Source organism: Pseudomonas sp. Irchel 3E19 (genome assembly GCF_900187585.1).
GTDB lineage: Bacteria > Pseudomonadota > Gammaproteobacteria > Pseudomonadales > Pseudomonadaceae > Aquipseudomonas > Aquipseudomonas baetica.
Map to the genome: position 1 here is coordinate 110,062 of NZ_FYDT01000001.1, position 17,509 is coordinate 127,570.

The window sequence follows — 17,509 nt, forward strand, 5'->3', positions numbered from 1 at the left end:
AAAGGGTGCTTGACCCTATAGTGGCTACAGGGTCTTTACTTGGCAACAGGCACCTTCATGGACGCGACCCGATGAGCGATTCTCAGCACTCCCATAAGCCCGGTGACGGGCATGATCATGGCCACAGCCATAAATTGCAGCCTGTGCATAAACATGACCACGGCGGCGATTCCTGCTGCGCGTCGAAAGCGGCGGCACCTGCGCTGGTGCAACTGAGCCAGGCGAAAAGCGCCGACGCCCGGCTGAGCAGCTTCCGCATCGAGGCGATGGACTGCCCGACCGAGCAGACGCTGATCCAGAACAAACTCGGCAAACTCGCCGGCGTTGAGCAACTGGAATTCAACCTGATCAACCGCGTGCTCGGCGTGACCCACACGCTGCCGGGTACCGAGCCCATCACCGAGGCGATCAAATCCCTCGGCATGCACGCCGAACCGCTGGAGGCGGGCGTGGCAGCGCCAACACCTGCGCCGGTGAAAAAACACTGGTGGCCATTGGCGCTGTCCGGTGTCGGTGCGCTCGCCGCCGAAGTTATCCACTTCACCAACGCCGCGCCGACCTGGGTGGTGGCGATCATTGCGCTGGTGTCGATCCTCAGCGGCGGCCTGAGCACTTACAAAAAGGGCTGGATCGCCCTGAAGAACCGCAACCTCAACATCAATGCGCTGATGAGCATTGCCGTCACCGGCGCCATCCTTATCGGTCAGTGGCCAGAAGCGGCGATGGTGATGTTCCTGTTCACCGTGGCCGAGCTGATCGAAGCGCGTTCGCTGGACCGTGCGCGTAACGCCATCGGCGGCCTGATGCAGATGACGCCCGAGCAGGCCACCGTGCAGCAGGCCGACGGCACTTGGCTCGAACAGGAGGTTAAAAGCGTCGAACTCGGTGCCCGCGTGCGGGTAAAACCCGGCGAGCGCATCGCGCTGGACGGTGAAGTCGTCAGCGGCAGTTCGACCATCGATCAGGCACCGATCACCGGTGAGAGCCTGCCGATAGAGAAAACCGTGGGCGATAAAGTCTTCGCCGGCACCATCAACCAGGCGGGTTCGCTGGAATACACCGTGACCGCAGCGGCGAACAACTCGACCTTGGCGCGCATCATCCACGCCGTCGAACAAGCCCAGGGGGCGCGGGCGCCGACCCAGCGCTTCGTCGATCAATTCTCGAAAATCTACACCCCGGTGGTGTTCGTTCTAGCCTTGGCTGTGGCGATCATCCCGCCGTTGTTCATGGGCGCCGTGTGGTTCGACTGGATCTATCGCGCACTGGTGTTGCTCGTCGTCGCCTGCCCATGTGCCTTGGTGATTTCCACCCCGGTGACCATCGTCAGCGGCCTCGCGGCGGCGGCGCGCAAGGGCATTCTGGTCAAGGGTGGTGTGTACCTGGAGGGCGGTTTCAAGCTCGACTATCTGGCGCTGGATAAAACCGGGACCATTACCCACGGCAAACCGGTGCAGACCGATTACCTGTCCCTCGACCCGACTGCCGAAGCGACGGCCCCGGCGATTGCTGCTGCGCTGGCCGGGCGTTCCGATCACCCGGTGTCGCTGGCCATCGCTAATGCGGCTGTGGATAAAAACTTCGCCGCGCTAAGTGTGGATAACTTCGAAGCGCTGGGCGGGCGTGGCGTCAAAGGTGAAATCGCCGGCCAGACCTATCACTTGGGCAACCATCGTCTGGCCGAAGAGCTGGGCCTGTGCTCGCCGGCATTGGAAGAAAAGCTTTTTGCGCTGGAGAAACAGGGCAAATCCGTGGTGCTGCTGCTCGACAAGTCCGGCCCGTTGGCGCTGTTTGCCGTGGCCGACACCGTCAAGGAGACCAGCCGCGAAGCGATCCGTCAGCTCCACGAACTCGGGGTGAAAACCCTGATGCTCACCGGCGACAACGTCCACACCGCGCAGGCGATTGCCGCGCAGGTTGGCATCGATCAGGCCAAGGGCGACTTGCTGCCAACTGACAAACTGCAAGCCATTGAGGAGCTTTACGCGCAGGGCCACCGGGTGGGCATGGTCGGCGACGGCATTAATGACGCCCCGGCACTGGCCCGCGCCGAGATCGGTTTTGCCATGGCCGCCGCCGGCACCGATACCGCGATTGAAACCGCCGATGTCGCCCTGATGGACGACGATCTGCGCAAGATCCCGGCTTTCATCAGCCTGTCGCGCGACACCGCGAGCATCCTGAAACAAAACATCGCGTTGGCGCTGGTGATCAAAACGATCTTCCTTGGGGTAACCTTCGCCGGACTCGCCACCATGTGGATGGCGGTGTTCGCCGACATGGGCGTGAGCCTGCTGGTGGTGTTCAACGGTTTGCGCCTGCTGCGTAAATAGAAGAGAGGGACGGTTGTGCTGAGTGCCGAGCTGAAAGCGTTTTACATGGTCGCCCGCCTGGGCAGCATCACGCTGGCGGCAAAAAAACTCGGCCTTAGCCAACCGACCGTGACCACACAGATCCGCAATCTGGAAAGCCAGTATTCGGTGGAGTTGTTCTACCGCGGCGGCCGCCGCCTCAGCGTCAGCGACGAAGGCGCGCGGTTACTGCCGATGGTCAAGGCGCTGCTGCAGCAGGAGGCCGATATCGAGTTCTTCCTGCGCAACAGCGGTCAGGTGCAGGGCACGTTACGCATCGCCGCCACCGCGCCGTATTACATTCTTGATCTGGTGAAGACCTTTCGCGAGCGCTTGCCACAGGTGGAGGTGTCGGTGGAAATCGGCAACTCGCAGCAAGTGCTCGAAGCGCTGGAAGATTACCGGGTGGATGTCGCGGCTTCTTCGCAGTTGCTCGATGACGCGCGGTTGATCCGGCGGGTGCTTGGCACCGATCCGCTGGTGCTGGCGGTGCATCGCAATCATCCGCTGGCGGTGCATGAGCATGTGGCGTTGAGCGCGTTGGCCGGGCACACGTTGTTGATGCGTGAGTCGGGTTCGACCACGCGGCGCCTGACCGAGGAGTTACTGGCCGGCGCAGGCGTGAGTTTCGGGCCGTTGCTGGAGATTGGCAGCCGTGAATCGATTCGTGAAGCGGTGCTGCGCAATATCGGCATCAGCATCATTGCCCGCCAGGAAGTGCCGCATGATCCGCAGCTGCGGGTGCTGACAATCGAGAATGCGCCGCAGATTCCTGAATATCTGTATTGCTTGAAAGAGCGCAAGGGCGCGCGGTTGCCGGCGGCGTTCCTCGGCTTGGCACAGGAAATGTCCCCGGCCTGAGATCTTCAGTGTGCGAGCTGGCCTCTTCGCGAGCAGGCTCGCTCCCACATTGGATTTGGGTTGTGAACACTATCCCCTGTGGGAGCGGGCTTGCTCGCGAAGGCGTCGGACCAGGCAACACAGCACTTGAGACCTGAACCAAAATCCCCGAATACCACTATCACCAGTTTTTGCCTCACTGCCACATGACGGACGCATTACAACTCTAGGATTGGCCTCATCTGCTTGATGAGGTCTGTCCCATGAATCCTGCCATCGCAACCACCCTGACCAACCCCGGCGCACCGATGAAAGTGCGCGGCGTGCAGAAGCGTTTCGGCGCGTTCACCGCGCTGGATAACGTCTCCCTCGACGTCGCCGCCGGTGAGCTGGTCTGTCTGCTCGGCCCGTCGGGCTGCGGCAAGACCACGCTGCTGCGTTGCATCGCCGGGCTGGAAAAACAGGACAGCGGCGAGTTGTACCTCGGTGACCGCGACGTATCGCACCTCGCCCCGCAAGCCCGCGACTACGGGATTCTGTTCCAGTCCTACGCGCTGTTCCCCAATCTGACCGTCGAAGCGAACATTGCCTACGGCCTCGCCGGCAGCGGTCGCGACGAAGTGCGCCGCCGTGTCGGTGAGATGCTGGAACTGGTCGGCCTCACCGGCAGCGAGAAAAAGTACCCGGGCCAATTGTCCGGCGGTCAGCAACAGCGCGTTGCGCTCGCTCGCGCCTTGGCTCCGGCACCGTCGCTGCTGTTGCTCGACGAACCGATGTCGGCCCTCGACGCCCGGGTGCGCGAGCATCTGTGTACAGAGCTGCGCCAACTGCAACGCAACCTCGGCATCACCACCCTGATGGTCACGCACAATCAGGACGAAGCCATGCTGATGGCCGACCGCATCGCCGTGATGAACAACGGCCGGGTCGAGCAGTACGCCACCCCGCAGGAAATTTACAACCGCCCGGCCACACCGTTTGTGGCCGAGTTTGTCGGCCAGGGCAACTGGCTGCCGTTCCAGCGCAGCAGCGATAGCCACGCCCGGGTTGGCGGGATGGATGTGCGTCTGGCCGACGGCAGCGTCAGTGGCGCCTCGGGCCGTCTGTTCTGCCGCCCGGAAGCGATCAACGTCAATCCGCTGGTGCACGAAGAAAACCTGTTCCCGGCCAAAGTCCGCGAGATCACCTTCCTCGGCAACCGCTGCCGCATGAGCTTCGAACTCGATCAATTGCCCGGCCACGCCTTGCTCGCTGAACTGGCGCCGGAAGCCATGCCGCGCCTCGGCGCCCAGCAGATCATGGTCGCCTTGCCGCCGCGCAGCCTGCAGGTGTTCGCCTGATGAACAGCAACCTCGCGCTGCCGCTACCGCACAAGCGAGTGCAGCAGACTTCCCGTGCCGAGATCGGCGACCGCATCTTCGTCGTCGGCGGCAAACTCCTGCTGCTGGTATTGCTTGGCGTCGCGGTGCTGCTGCCGTTGCTGGCGATCTTCTGGCGTGGCTTCAGCAATGAGGCCGGGCAGGGCGGTGGCTGGGTCGCGGCGAAGGAGTTGGTGACCAGCGAGAATTTCCACTGGCTGCTCGGTAATAGCCTGAAAGTTTCCCTCAGCGTCGCGGCCATCGTCGTACCGCTGGCCTACCTGTTTGCCTACGCCTTGCAACGCACGCTGATTCCGGCCAAGGGCATCTGGCGCGGGATTTCCCTGCTGCCGCTGATGGCGCCGTCGATGCTGCCGGGGATTGCGCTGGTCTATCTGTTCGGCAACCAAGGCATGTTGCGCGGGCTGCTCTCGGACAACATCTACGGGTTTTGGGGGATTGTGCTGGGTGAGGTGATCTACACCTTTCCCCATGCGCTGATGATTTTGCTCTCGGCTTTGTCGTTGGCCGATGCGCGTTTGTTCGATGCCGCGTCGAGCATGGGCGCCAGCCCGGCCAAGGCGTTTCGCAGCATCACCTGGCCGGCAACACGGCAGGCTGTGTTCGCCGCGTTCTGTCTGGTGTTCACCCTGACCATTACCGATTTTGGTGTGCCGGTGGTGGTCGGTGGCGACTATCAGGTGCTGGCGCTGGAAGCCTACAAAGCCGTGGTCGGCCAGCAGCAGTTCGGTCGTGGTGCGTTGATCGGCATGGTGCTGTTGCTGCCGGCGCTGTTCAGCTTCGGCGTCGATGCCTGGTTGCGTCGGCGTCACGGCGACTCGATGAGTGGCCGCGCGCAGGTGTTCAAACCGGCACCGTCGAAACGGCGTGATGGCTGCTATCTGGCGATTGTTTTGCTGATCAGTGCGGCATTGATTCTGGTGTTCGGCATGGCGGTGTTCTCCTCTCTGGTGAAGTTCTGGCCATACAACCTGTCGCTGTCGCTCAACCACTACCAGTTCAACGAAACCGCCGGCGGTGGCTGGCTGGCCTACAGCAACAGTTTGAAGATGGCGCTGGGCACGGCGCTGATCGGCAGCGTGCTGATCTTCACTGGCGCGTATCTGATGGAGAAGACCCGCACACAACGTGGCCTCAACCTGACTCTGCGCATGCTCAGTTTCATCCCGATGGCGGTGCCGGGGCTGGTGCTCGGTCTGGGTTACGTCTTCTTCTTCAACCTCACCGGCAACCCGTTGCACGTGCTCTACGGCACGATGACGCTGCTGATCGTCTGCACCATTGCGCATTATTTGACCACCGCACAAATGACCGCGACCACTGCGCTGCGCCAACTCGACGCCGAGTTCGAAGCCGCCGCGCTGTCGCTCAAGGCGCCGCTGTATCGGCACTACCTGCGCGTGACCGTGCCGATCTGCCTGCCGGCGCTGCTGGACATCGTGCGCTACCTGTTCGTCTCGGCGATGACCACGGTTTCCGCAGCGATCTTCCTTTACAGCCCCGACACCATCCTCGCGGCGGTCGCGGTGCTGAACATGGATGACGCCGGCAACGTCGGCGGCGCGGCGGCGATGTCGACCCTGATTCTGTTCACCTCGGCGGGCGTGTCCTTGCTGCTGGCGTGGGCATCGCGCGGCTTGCTGCGCCGTTCTCAAGCCTGGCGGCAAACCGCGCCCGGCCACTGATTTTCCCAAACCCTCAACTCAAAGACAGGAAAACGATCATGTTCAAGCCTATGGCCCTGGCCGCTGCTGTGCTCGCGACTTTCAGCCTGAATGCCTTCGCGGCAAAAACCGAGTTGACGGTGTACACCGCCCTCGAAGCCGAGCAACTGAAGTCCTACAAAGAAGCCTTCGAAAAGGCCAACCCGGACGTCGAAATCAAATGGGTGCGCGATTCCACCGGGATCATCACCGCCAAACTGCTCGCCGAAAAGGCCCGTCCACAGGCTGACGCGGTGTGGGGCCTGGCTGCTTCGAGCCTGGCGATCCTTGATCAGCAAGGCATGCTGCAAAGCTATGCGCCGAAGGATCTCGGCAAGATCGGCGCGAACTACCGCGACGCCGCCAACCCGCCAGCGTGGGTCGGCATGGATGTGTGGGCCGCGACCATTTGCTTCAACACCGTCGAAGCGGAGAAGCAGGGCCTGAGCAAACCGGTGAGCTGGCAGGACCTGACCAAGCCTGAGTACAAGGGCAAGATCGTCATGCCCAACCCGGCGTCGTCCGGCACCGGTTTCCTCGACGTCAGCGCCTGGCTGCAAACCTTCGGCGAGAAACAGGGCTGGGCTTACATGGACGGCCTGCACCAGAACATCGGCCAGTACGTTCACTCCGGTTCCAAGCCTTGCAAACTGGCGGCGGCGGGGGAGTTTCCGATTGGTATTTCCTTTGAATACCCGGCGGTACAGCTCAAACGTCAGGGCGCGCCGCTGGACATTATTTTGCCGAAGGAAGGCCTGGGCTGGGAGATCGAAGCGACTGCCGTGATCAAAGGCACGCCGCATGAAGAGGCAGCCAAGAAACTCGCCGACTTCTCCGCCAGCGCCGAAGCGATGGATCTGTACAAGGAAAACTTCGCCGTCCTCGCCCAGCCGGGGATTGCCAAGCCGCAGACCGAATTGCCGGCCGATTACGAGCAGCGTTTGATCAAGAACGATTTTGCCTGGGCCTCGAAGAACCGCGACGAGATCCTGGCCGAGTGGCGCAAGCGTTATGACGGCAAGTCCGAGAAAGTGGCGGCCAAGTAAGATCTTTATCGACTGACAGGGCCCCTTCGCGAGCAGGCTCGCTCCCACATTGGATCTTCAGTGAACACAACGTCCGTGGGCACCAAAAATCCCCTGTGGGAGCGAGCCTGCTCGCGAAAGCGGTCTCTCATTCAGAGCACCTCTAAATGACACAACACCAAGACCTGCTCATCATCGGCGCCGGTATTCTGGGCCTGTCCCACGCCTACGCCGCCGCCAAACACGGTCTCAAAGTCACGGTTTTCGAACGCACCGCCACGCCCCTCGGCGCCTCGGTGCGCAACTTCGGCCAGGCCTTGGTCACCGGCCAGCCACCCGGCCCGATGCTGGAGCTGGCCAAGGCCAGCCGCGAGATCTGGGGCGACTGGGCGCAACTCGCCGGCCTGCAAATCAAGCGCAACGGCTCGTACCTGTTCGCCCGAACCGAAGCCGAAGAGCACTTGCTTGAGGCCTTCTGCGCCGGCCGCGCCGTGGAAGACGGTTACAACGTGGACTTGCTGCGCGGTGCCGCGTTGCGCGATCTGTACCGCGGCCAGTTCAGCCATCACCGCGCCGCACTGCATGGCATGGACGACCAACAGCTGTACTCGCGCGAAGCGATTCCGGCACTGATCAATTACCTGCGCCGCGACCTCGGCGTCGAATTTCACTTCTCCACGCTGGTACGTGATGTTGAACCGGGGCGCCTGCACAGCACGGCCGGCACTTTCACCGCCGGGCAAATCATCGTCTGCTCCGGCCACGATTATCAGACGCTGTTGGCCGAACCGATTGCCGCGCTCGACCCGCAAATCTGCCGCTTGCAGATGCTCCGCGCCAAACCGCAAGTCGAGCTGAATCTGCAACACGCATTGCTCACCGGCCTGAGCTGCGTGCATTACGGTGCTTTCGCTGACTTGCCGGAAGCAGCCGCAGTGCAGGCGCAAATCCTGCGTGATCAACCGCACCTGCACGAAAACGGCATTCACTTGCTGATCAGCCCGACGCCCTGCGGCGAGCTGATCATCGGCGACTCGCACCATTACGGCAGCGACCCTTCGCCGTTCAATGCCGAGCAAGTGGACGACTGGATGATTGAACTGGCCGAACAGACGCTGGGCTGCAAGGTACAAGTGGTCGAGCGCTGGCAGGGTGTCTATGGTTCCCGGGGGCCGGGACCGTTTTCGTTTCTGCGGCCGGCGTCGGGGCTGAGTGTGGCGCTGATGCACACCGGCGTCGGCATGAGCGTCGGCCCGGCCATGGCCGAGCGCAATGTGGCGCAGTTGCTGGAGGAAATCTGATGGTGGGTCACGCACAAGTCATTGATCGGGTGTTCGGGTTGTATGAGCGATTCGGTACGAGTGATTACATCGGCGAGCCGGTTTCGCAGATCGAGCACATGTCTCAGGCAGCGCAGTTGGCGATGGCTGAAGGGTTTGATGATGAAGTGGTGCTCGCCGCGTTCTTCCACGACATCGGCCATTTGTGTGCCGAGGGTGCGCAGAACATGGGCGGCTATGGGGTGGTCAGCCATGAACGACTGGGCGCTGATTACTTGCGAGAGGCCGGGTTCAGTGAGCGTATGGCGCGGTTGGTGGAGTATCACGTTGCGGCCAAGCGCTATCTGACGCTGCGTGAGCCGGGGTATTTCGAGCGGTTGAGTGAGGCGAGTCGCAGGACGCTGGACTATCAGGGCGGAGTGATGACGGAGGCTGAGGCGGATACTTTCGAGCGTGATCCCTTGTGTGCCGTCAGTCTGCGGATGCGCCAGTGGGATGAGTTGGCGAAGGAGAGGGCGGTGCCGGTGATGGACCTTCGGGTGTTGAAGGAGAAAGCGGTGCGGCTGCTGGCTGTGCGTAATCCGTGCCACTGAGTAGCGCTATTCGCGAGCAGGCTCGCTCCCACAAGGTTTGGTGTTGTGACCACGATCCAGTGTGGGAGCGAGCCTGCTCGCGAAGAGGCCGGCTCAGGCGCTACAAATCTTCAGCCAAAGACTCAATCTGCTCCTGCCGCTCCGCCTGATTCAACTTCGCATGCGGATTCAACGCCGACCACTGCGGATGCGCCCGCGCCTTGCTCAGCGCCTCGGGCAACTTGCCCTCGCGCCAGGTCTTGTCCTGCGGTGTAGCCACCTGAATGCTGTCCATCGCCGCATGCCCACGCTGATCCAGCGCCAATACCAGTTGCCGTTGGCGCAACGCCAACAACCGCAACACCCCGTCATCCACGGTCAATTCCCGCTGCCCTTTGATCTTGCCCAGCAAACGACTGCCATAACTGCGCGCCGTTTGCAGGGCGCCGCCGGCAATCGCCCCGGCCAACGCAGCAGCACCGAGGGTAATCCCGCCCACCAGCAAATCGACGCCAGCCCCGGCCGCCGCGCCGGCAGCGATCCCGCCGCCCACGCGCACACCGAGTTGCTTCAAGGTTTCCGGGTTGAACAGGTCATCGCCCCAGCGCCCGTCGAGCAGCGGCAAGTCACTGGCCGCCGCATCTTGCGGGCGAAACGCATAGAGCTTGAGCAACGCTTCGACACAACGCTGCTCACGCTGACGCACAGCCTTGCGCAATTCGCTGATGGCTTGCTGTTCCTGTTCGGCCTCGCTGACCACACTGCGCCGGCACGCGGCGCAGTCGATCAGTAACTCGGCGATCAACCGCGCTGCACTTTGCTGACGGGCGAGGCGCTGAGCCTGCTGATCAGCAATCAGGCGTTCCAGTTGCGGCCGGGCATTTTCCAGCAGCAGTGCGAGGCTTTCGTACAGCCGCCGCTCGCCATCCTCCGGCGGTGCGACGCTGTCGAAGCGCACCAGCGCGTGCAGCCCCAATCGCGCCAACGCCTCACGCCAGTCGGGCTCACGGTGGTTGGCACTGCTGACAAAATTCAGCACCGGCAGCAGCGGTTTGCCGCAACTGGCCAGCACTTCCAGTTCATCGCGGTACTTGGCCAGCACCGGTTCGCGGGCGTCGATCACATACAAACCAGCGTCGGAGGCGAGCAGTTGCCGCAGCACTTTGGCTTCCTGTTCGAAACGCTGGCGCGCCTCGCTGCCGTCGAGAAACCGCGCCAGCCGTGCGGGGCCGTCGAGGCGTTCGCCGGGGCGCTCCAGGCGCTCGAGAAAATCCAGCAGGGCGATGGCGTCTTCCAGGCCCGGCGTGTCGTAGAGGTCGAGCAATGGCTCGCCGTCCACCGATAAACGTGCGCCTTCGACGTGCCGGGTGGTGCTTGGCCGATGCGAGACTTCGCCGAAGCCAACGTCGCGAGTCAGCGTGCGCAGCAGCGAAGTCTTGCCGACGTTGGTGTGGCCGACCACCGCGAGTTTCAGCGGCGCTTTGAAGGCATCAGTCATGACCGTTCTCCAGCCAGTTCAACGGCGCGCAATCGGCGAATGGCAGCTCAAGTTGTTGCAGCGCGACGTGCCAGTCGCCGAGACGTTCAGCATCCAGCGCTTCGCCGGGTGGCGCCTGTAGCAGCCAGACGCGGGTGGCGCTGGCGTTGCGCGCCAGTTCGGCGATCAGCGCAAGGCTGCCGCGATCCGGCGAGCGCCGAGGATCACAGGCAATCGCCAGGCGCGCCGGAGGAAAGCGACTGAGTTGTTCGAGGAGTTTGTTGCGCGATTCGCGGCTGTCGAGGATGCCGGCGTTGCTGACATTTTTCGGCAGCGCTGGCGGCCATGGGCGTTGCTCGTCGAGTTCGATGGCCACCAGCAATGCGCCGTCGCTGGCGTGTTCGCTGACGCTGCTTTCCACCCGATGCAGATGCTCTGGTGCCGCGTCGGTGACGCCTAGGCGTTCGCTGGTCGGCATCAGGCGTTCGCGCAGTTGCGCGTAGCCGGGCAGGTTCAGGTCCAGATGCAAGCGGTCACGTCCCCGTTTCCAGCGCCAGCGGCAGAACAACATCAGTATCAGACGCGGCAAGACACCATAGATCAGCACCGCGCCCACCAGCCAGATGGCCCACCACTGGCGAACAAGCGCACGGTTGTAGTCGGTGTCCAGCGTCACGCGAATCATGTCGACGCGCGGCGCACTCCAACCCAAGGCATGCGGAATGACCGTCAACGCATCCGTCAGGGCGGCGAAGAAGTCGGCGCCTAACAGCGTGCTTTCCCAAATGAAGTCATAGCGCCGGGCAGCCATCATCAACACCAGCATGCTCAGAGCGCTGAGCATGATCAGCAGCCACAGGCCATTGACCAGCGTGCCGATCGCCCAACGATTGAGTTTTTGCCGTTGCAACAAGACGAGCAACGCTGGGGGCAACTGCGCGGCTTTGGCGTCCCGGGCAAATTTTTCGCTGAGCCAAAGCCAGAGCCGGCCGAGTGCGGCGCCATGTTCCCCGGCGAACAACAGTCCCAGCGCCCAACTCAACAGCAAAATCAGATTCACCCCGAGCAACGTACCCAGCGCCCAGAAAATATTCACCGGTCGCGTGCCGTCACCCAGCGTGGAAAACGCCATCCCGGCGCCGGTCACGCAGGCCAGCACCACCATTAACAGCAGCGCCAGACGCGCGCCTTGCAGCCAGTGTTTGAGTGCGTTGGTCAGCCCGTCACGCTCAGCCAGCCACAAGGCACGGCGCTGAATCCGGCTCGGCAGATCGCCGCCAGCCGCGCGGGCCAGGCGATTGGCTTCCAGATCATCCAGAGGCCCCGCGTGTTCTTCGCGCAGGCGCACGGTTTCGGTCAACCAGAGGTTTTGCAGTGGAGTCAGTTGTGTCACGCGGCATCCCGTCGCTCAATTGAGCCGTGAGCATAACCGCTGTGGCGCTTATCGGGTCAAGCGAGGCTCTGGTATCCTCGCCGGCATGACTAAATCACTCCCCTTAAGCCTGATCGCAGCCCTCGGTGAAAACCGTGTGATCGGCGTCGACAACAGCATGCCCTGGCACCTGCCGGGGGACTTCAAATACTTCAAGGCCACGACGCTCGGCAAGCCGATCATCATGGGTCGCAAGACCTGGGATTCCCTCGGTCGTCCGCTGCCGGGCCGGTTAAACATCGTGGTCAGCCGTCAGGTCGATCTGGTGCTCGAAGGTGCGGAGGTTTATCCGTCGCTGGAGGCTGCAGTGGTTCGCGCCGAAGAGTGGGCGAAAGCGCAGGGCGTCGATGAGCTGATGCTGATTGGCGGCGCGCAGTTGTATGCGCAAGGGCTGGCGCAGGCGGATCGTCTGTACCTGACCCGTGTGGCGCTGAGCCCGGAGGGCGATGCGTGGTTTCCGGAATTTGATTTGAACCAGTGGAAGCTGGTGTCAAATGTGCCGAATCCTGCTGAGGGTGATAAGCCGGCGTACAACTTCGAAGTCTGGGAAAAAGCTTAAGAGCTTCTTCGTCGGAACGCCGCCCGGAGCAAGCTCGCTCCCACAGGGGATTTGTTTCGATCACAGATCCAATGTGGGAGCGAGCCTGCTCGCGAAAGCGGTCTGTCAGGCGCTACTTAAGCCTGCGCCAACTCCGCATGCTCATCGGCATCCAGCAGTTCTTTATCCGTCTGCTGCATCACCTGACTGGTAATCGCACCGGCGGTGATCGCGCCACTCACGTTCAACGCCGTACGACCCATGTCGATCAGCGGCTCAACCGAAATCAGCAACGCCACCAACGACACCGGCAAGCCCATCGCCGGCAGCACGATCAGCGCGGCAAACGTCGCACCGCCACCCACGCCCGCCACACCGGCCGAACTCAGCGTCACAATCGCCACCAACGTCGCGATCCACAGCGGATCGAGCGGGTTGATGCCCACAGTCGGCGCAACCATCACTGCCAACATCGCCGGGTAAATACCCGCGCAACCGTTCTGACCGATGGTCGCACCGAACGAAGCGGCGAAGCTGGCCACCGATTGTGGAATGCCCAGACGACGAGTCTGCGCTTCAATGCTCAGCGGAATGCTCGCGGCGCTGGAACGGCTGGTGAACGCGAACGTCAGCACCGGCCAGATCTTGCGGAAGAAACGCAGCGGGTTGATCCCGGCCGCCGACACCAGCAAGCCGTGTACAACAAACATCAGGCCCAGACCGAGGTACGACACCACCACGAAACTGCCGAGCTTGATGATGTCTTGCAGGTTGGAGCCGGCGACCACTTTGGTCATCAGCGCCAGCACGCCGTACGGGGTCAGCTTCATCACCAGGCGCACCAGGCGCATCACCCAGGCTTGCAGGGTGTCGATGGCGTTGATCACTTTTTGACCTTTCTCGACGTCATCCTTGAGCAGTTGCAGCGCGGCAACCCCCAGGAATGCGGCGAAGATCACCACGCTGATGATCGAGGTCGGTTTGGCCCGGGCCAGGTCGGCGAAAGGGTTTTGCGGGATGAACGACAGCAGTAGCTGCGGCACATTCAGGTCGGCAACCTTGCCGGCGTAGTCACTCTGAATGGTTTGCAGGCGGGCCATTTCCTGGGTGCCGGCGACCAGACCTTCTGCGGTGAGGCCGAACAGATTGGTCAGGCCTATACCGATCAGCGCCGCAATCGCGGTGGTGAACAGCAGCGTGCCGATGGTCAGGAAGCTGATTTTGCCCAGCGACGACGCGTTGTGCAGACGCGCCACGGCGCTGAGGATCGAAGCGAACACCAGCGGGATGACGATCATTTGCAGCAACTGCACGTAACCGTTGCCGACCAGATCGAACCAGCCGATCGAGGCTTTCAGCACCGGGTTGCCGGCACCGTAAACGGTGTGCAGGGCCACGCCGAACGCTACGCCCAACACCAGCGCGAGCAGGACTTTTTTCGCCAGGCTCCACGAGGTGTGGCGGGTTTGCGCCAGACCGAAGAGCAGGGCGAGGAACACCAGCAGGTTGAGAATCAGCGGTAGATTCATGAGAACTCCAGAAAAGACTTTGCCAACAGCCTTCCGGGGCTGCTGCGAACCGGCAAGCCTAACAGTTTGATTTCCAATGAATTAATACCAAAAACGTATGGTGATAGTCGCTTTTGGAATAAGCCGGTGTCGCTTTGGGGAATGCATCTGGCGCGATGGGGACGCGGACGGTCGCTGACAGACGAGGGCTGTCACACTTATTTGTTAGCGTCGATGTCTTTAGCTCAGGGAGAAAGCATCGATGAAATTTGCACCGAAATTTCTGGCTGTCGCACTGACGGTAGGTTTGGGCCTGGCCGGTCAGGCTTTCGCCACTGACCTCAAACACTGGCCGGCCGATCAGGCCAAGGCACTGGACGCGATGATCGCTGCCAACGCCAACAAGGGTAACTACGCGGTGTTCGACATGGACAACACCAGTTACCGCTACGACCTTGAAGAATCCTTGCTGCCGTTCATGGAAAACAAGGGCCTGATCACCCGCGACAAGCTCGATCCCTCGCTGAAACTGATGCCGTTCAAGGACACCGCTGACCACAAGGAAAGCCTGTTCAGTTACTACTATCGCCTCTGCGAAGTCGACGACATGGTCTGCTACCCGTGGGTGGCGCAGGTGTTCTCCGGGTTCACCCTCAAGGAACTCAAAGGCTACGTCGATGAGCTGATGGCCTCGGGCAAACCGGTGCCGGCAACCTATTACGAAGGCGATGTGGTCAAGAAGCTCGACGTCAATCCGCCGAAGATCTTCACCGGCCAGCAAGAGCTCTACAACAAGCTGATGGAGAACGGCATCGAGGTCTACGTGATGACCGCGGCCTCTGAAGAACTGGTGCGCATGGTCGCGGCCGATCCGAAGTACGGCTACAACGTCAAACCGCAAAATGTCATCGGCGTGAGTCTGCTACTCAAGAATCGCGAGACCAATGAGCTGACCACCGCACGCAAGCAGATCACCGCTGGCAAATATGACGAGAAGGCCAACCTTGGCCTCGAACTGACGCCATACCTGTGGACCCCGGCGACCTGGATGGCCGGTAAGCATGCGGCGATCCTGACCTACATCGACGAGTGGAAAAAACCGGTACTGGTCGGTGGCGACACCCCAACCAGTGACGGCTATATGCTGTTCCACGATGTGGATGTGGCCAAGGGCGGCATTCATTTGTGGATCAACCGCAAGGACAAATACATGACTCAGCTCAACGGCATGATGGCCAAGCATGCGGCAGCGCAGGCCAAGGAAGGGTTGCCGGTGACGGCGGACAAGAACTGGGTGATCGTCAAGCCTGAGGAAATCCAGTAACAGACACAGGGCCAGTGTGGGAGCGAGCCTGCTCGCGAAAGCGTAGTGTCAGTCACCATCTCTGTTTCTGACATACCGTATTCGCGAGCAGGCTCGCTCCCACAGTTTGATCTGCCGTGACTTTGGGATTTCGGTCAGACACAAAAATGCCCCGCACTCAGGCGGGGCATTTTTTTATTCGACGCTTAAGGTTTACAGCCCGTCGAGCATCGCCTTGTTACGCACAGCACCCTTGTCGGCACTGGTCGCCAGCAGGGCGTAGGCCTTCAGTGCGGTGGTCACTTTGCGTGGACGCACTTCAACCGGTTTCCAGCCTTTTTTGTCCTGCTCGGCGCGGCGTGCAGCCAGTTCTTCGTCGCTGACCAACAGGTTGATCGAGCGGTTCGGAATGTCGATCAGCACTTTGTCGCCGTCCTGCACCAGACCGATTGCGCCGCCGGCCGCAGCCTCTGGCGAAGCGTGGCCGATCGACAGGCCCGAGGTACCGCCGGAGAAGCGACCATCCGTGAGCAGGGCGCAATCCTTGCCCAGGCCTTTGGATTTCAGGTACGAGGTCGGGTAAAGCATTTCCTGCATGCCCGGGCCGCCTTTCGGGCCTTCGTAGCGAATGATGACGATGTCACCCGCCTTCACTTCGTCGGCGAGGATGCCGCGTACGGCGCTGTCCTGGCTTTCGAAGATCTTCGCGTTGCCTTCGAAGACGTGGATCGACTCGTCGACACCGGCGGTTTTCACCACACAGCCATCGAGGGCGATGTTGCCGTAGAGCACAGCCAGGCCACCTTCTTGCGAATAGGCGTGCTCGAAGCTGCGGATGCAGCCGTTTTCACGGTCGTCATCCAGGGTTTCCCAGCGAGTCGACTGGCTGAACGCGGTCTGGGTCGGAATACCGGCAGGGCCTGCCTTGAAGAAGTGGTGCACCGCTTCATCGGTGGTCTGGGTGATGTCCCACTTGGCGATGGCTTCTTCCATGCTGCGGCTATGCACGGTCGGCAGGTCGGTGTGCAGCAGGCCGCCACGGGCCAGCGAACCGAGGATGCTGAAGATGCCGCCAGCGCGGTGCACGTCTTCCATGTGGTACTTCTGGATGTTCGGCGCAACCTTGCACAGCTGTGGAACGCTGCGCGAGAGGCGGTCGATGTCGCGCAGGTCGAAATCGATCTCGGCTTCCTGGGCGGCAGCCAGCAAGTGCAGGATGGTGTTGGTCGAACCGCCCATGGCGATGTCGAGCATCATCGCGTTCTCGAACGCCTTGAAGTTGGCGATGTTGCGCGGCAGAACCGATTCGTCGTTCTCGCCGTAGTAGCGCTTGCACAGCTCGACGATGGTGCGGCCGGCCTGCAGGAACAGCTGTTCACGGTCGCTGTGGGTGGCGAGCGTCGAACCGTTGCCCGGCAGTGCGAGGCCGAGGGCTTCGGTCAGGCAGTTCATCGAGTTGGCGGTGAACATGCCGGAGCACGAACCGCAGGTCGGGCAGGCGCTGCGCTCGTATTCAGCGACTTTCTCGTCAGAAGCGCTGGAGTCGGCGGCGATCACCATGGCGTCGACGAGGTCGAGGCCGTGGGACGCGAGTTTGGTCTTGCCGGCTTCCATCGGACCGCCGGAAACGAAGATCACCGGAATGTTCAGGCGCAAGGCAGCCATCAGCATGCCCGGGGTGATCTTGTCGCAGTTGGAGATGCACACGATGGCGTCGGCGCAGTGGGCGTTGACCATGTATTCGACGGAGTCGGCGATGATCTCGCGGCTCGGCAGCGAATAGAGCATGCCGTCGTGACCCATGGCGATGCCATCATCCACGGCGATGGTGTTGAATTCCTTGGCCACGCCACCGGCGCGTTCGATTTCACGGGCAACCAGTTGACCGAGGTCTTTCAGGTGCACGTGGCCCGGAACGAACTGGGTGAAGGAGTTGGCAATGGCGATGATCGGCTTCTTGAAATCGTCATCTTTCATCCCGGTGGCGCGCCACAGTGCGCGGGCGCCGGCCATGTTGCGGCCGTGGGTGGATGTTTTCGAACGGTAATCTGGCATGGAGCACTCCGGGCGGCTAATCACTTACTAATCAGGTGCAAAAGGG

13 protein-coding genes are annotated in these 17,509 nt (G+C 61.8%); 9 read left to right on the forward strand and 4 right to left on the reverse strand.

What is annotated here, in order from left to right; genetic code table 11:
* Nucleotides 1-71: 71 nt before the first annotated feature.
* The 7 genes from CKW18_RS00530 to CKW18_RS00560 all read left to right on the forward strand — a co-directional run bounded on the left by CKW18_RS00530 (nt 72) and on the right by CKW18_RS00560 (nt 9,171).
* Nucleotides 72-2,333, forward strand: a complete 2,262-nt coding sequence (locus tag CKW18_RS00530; protein ID WP_095186951.1) for a heavy metal translocating P-type ATPase — start codon at nt 72-74, stop codon at nt 2,331-2,333.
* Nucleotides 2,334-2,348: 15 nt separating this feature from the next.
* Nucleotides 2,349-3,212: a LysR family transcriptional regulator gene (locus CKW18_RS00535; protein ID WP_095186952.1), complete on the forward strand. Its 864-nt coding sequence runs from the start codon at nt 2,349-2,351 to the stop codon at nt 3,210-3,212.
* Between the two features lie 242 nt (nt 3,213-3,454).
* Nucleotides 3,455-4,531 carry a putative 2-aminoethylphosphonate ABC transporter ATP-binding protein gene (locus tag CKW18_RS00540; protein WP_095186953.1) on the forward strand — a complete coding sequence of 359 codons (1,077 nt, stop codon included), beginning with the start codon at nt 3,455-3,457 and terminating at the stop codon, nt 4,529-4,531.
* Entirely contained in the window at nt 4,531-6,255 is a 1,725-nt protein-coding gene (locus CKW18_RS00545) for a putative 2-aminoethylphosphonate ABC transporter permease subunit (RefSeq protein ID WP_095186954.1), read from the forward strand. Before CKW18_RS00540 ends, CKW18_RS00545 begins: the two co-directional genes overlap by 1 nt.
* A 38-nt stretch (nt 6,256-6,293) precedes the next feature.
* Nucleotides 6,294-7,319 carry a putative 2-aminoethylphosphonate ABC transporter substrate-binding protein gene (locus CKW18_RS00550; protein WP_095121567.1) on the forward strand — a complete coding sequence of 342 codons (1,026 nt, stop codon included), beginning with the start codon at nt 6,294-6,296 and terminating at the stop codon, nt 7,317-7,319.
* A gap of 146 nt (nt 7,320-7,465) precedes the next feature.
* Complete coding sequence (locus tag CKW18_RS00555) at nt 7,466-8,599, forward strand: TIGR03364 family FAD-dependent oxidoreductase (RefSeq protein ID WP_095186955.1); 1,134 nt, start codon at nt 7,466-7,468, stop codon at nt 8,597-8,599.
* Entirely contained in the window at nt 8,599-9,171 is a 573-nt protein-coding gene (locus tag CKW18_RS00560) for a phosphonate degradation HD-domain oxygenase (protein WP_095186956.1), read from the forward strand. Before CKW18_RS00555 ends, CKW18_RS00560 begins: the two co-directional genes overlap by 1 nt.
* 100 nt (nt 9,172-9,271) lie before the next feature.
* On the opposite strand, the gene CKW18_RS00565 is transcribed toward CKW18_RS00560, so the two are convergent.
* Together CKW18_RS00565 and CKW18_RS00570 are read right to left on the reverse strand one after the other, a co-directional pair.
* Nucleotides 9,272-10,648, reverse strand: a complete 1,377-nt coding sequence (locus CKW18_RS00565; protein WP_095186957.1) for a GTPase/DUF3482 domain-containing protein — start codon at nt 10,646-10,648, stop codon at nt 9,272-9,274.
* Entirely contained in the window at nt 10,641-12,020 is a 1,380-nt protein-coding gene (locus CKW18_RS00570) for a DUF2868 domain-containing protein (protein ID WP_095186958.1), read from the reverse strand. The genes CKW18_RS00565 and CKW18_RS00570 overlap by 8 nt, the downstream gene beginning before the upstream one ends.
* A gap of 85 nt (nt 12,021-12,105) precedes the next feature.
* On the opposite strand from CKW18_RS00570, the gene CKW18_RS00575 reads away from it, so the two are divergent.
* Entirely contained in the window at nt 12,106-12,618 is a 513-nt protein-coding gene (locus CKW18_RS00575; RefSeq protein ID WP_095186959.1) for a dihydrofolate reductase, read from the forward strand.
* A 116-nt stretch (nt 12,619-12,734) separates the two neighbouring features.
* On the opposite strand, the gene CKW18_RS00580 is transcribed toward CKW18_RS00575, so the two are convergent.
* Nucleotides 12,735-14,126 (reverse strand): L-cystine transporter, encoded by a 1,392-nt coding sequence (locus CKW18_RS00580; RefSeq protein WP_095186960.1) that lies wholly within the window; start codon nt 14,124-14,126, stop codon nt 12,735-12,737.
* A gap of 241 nt (nt 14,127-14,367) precedes the next feature.
* Here CKW18_RS00580 and CKW18_RS00585 point away from each other — a divergent pair, with 241 nt between their 5' ends.
* A complete protein-coding gene (locus CKW18_RS00585) occupies nt 14,368-15,429 on the forward strand; it encodes a phosphorylcholine phosphatase (protein ID WP_095186961.1) in 1,062 nt (353 codons plus the stop codon).
* A gap of 192 nt (nt 15,430-15,621) precedes the next feature.
* On the opposite strand, the gene ilvD is transcribed toward CKW18_RS00585, so the two are convergent.
* Entirely contained in the window at nt 15,622-17,463 is a 1,842-nt protein-coding gene (gene ilvD, locus CKW18_RS00590) for a dihydroxy-acid dehydratase (RefSeq protein WP_095186962.1), read from the reverse strand.
* Nucleotides 17,464-17,509 lie beyond the last annotated feature (46 nt).

Coding starts and splice junctions, on each gene's coding strand:
- CKW18_RS00550 (WP_095121567.1), top strand. CDS start 6,294: ATGTTCAAGCCTATGGCCCTGGCCGCTGCTGTGCTCGCGACTTTCAGC.
- ilvD (WP_095186962.1), bottom strand. CDS start 17,463: ATGCCAGATTACCGTTCGAAAACATCCACCCACGGCCGCAACATGGCC.
- CKW18_RS00565 (WP_095186957.1), bottom strand. CDS start 10,648: ATGACTGATGCCTTCAAAGCGCCGCTGAAACTCGCGGTGGTCGGCCAC.
- CKW18_RS00585 (WP_095186961.1), top strand. CDS start 14,368: ATGAAATTTGCACCGAAATTTCTGGCTGTCGCACTGACGGTAGGTTTG.
- CKW18_RS00580 (WP_095186960.1), bottom strand. CDS start 14,126: ATGAATCTACCGCTGATTCTCAACCTGCTGGTGTTCCTCGCCCTGCTC.
- CKW18_RS00560 (WP_095186956.1), top strand. CDS start 8,599: ATGGTGGGTCACGCACAAGTCATTGATCGGGTGTTCGGGTTGTATGAG.
- CKW18_RS00540 (WP_095186953.1), top strand. CDS start 3,455: ATGAATCCTGCCATCGCAACCACCCTGACCAACCCCGGCGCACCGATG.
- CKW18_RS00530 (WP_095186951.1), top strand. CDS start 72: ATGAGCGATTCTCAGCACTCCCATAAGCCCGGTGACGGGCATGATCAT.
- CKW18_RS00575 (WP_095186959.1), top strand. CDS start 12,106: ATGACTAAATCACTCCCCTTAAGCCTGATCGCAGCCCTCGGTGAAAAC.
- CKW18_RS00545 (WP_095186954.1), top strand. CDS start 4,531: ATGAACAGCAACCTCGCGCTGCCGCTACCGCACAAGCGAGTGCAGCAG.
- CKW18_RS00555 (WP_095186955.1), top strand. CDS start 7,466: ATGACACAACACCAAGACCTGCTCATCATCGGCGCCGGTATTCTGGGC.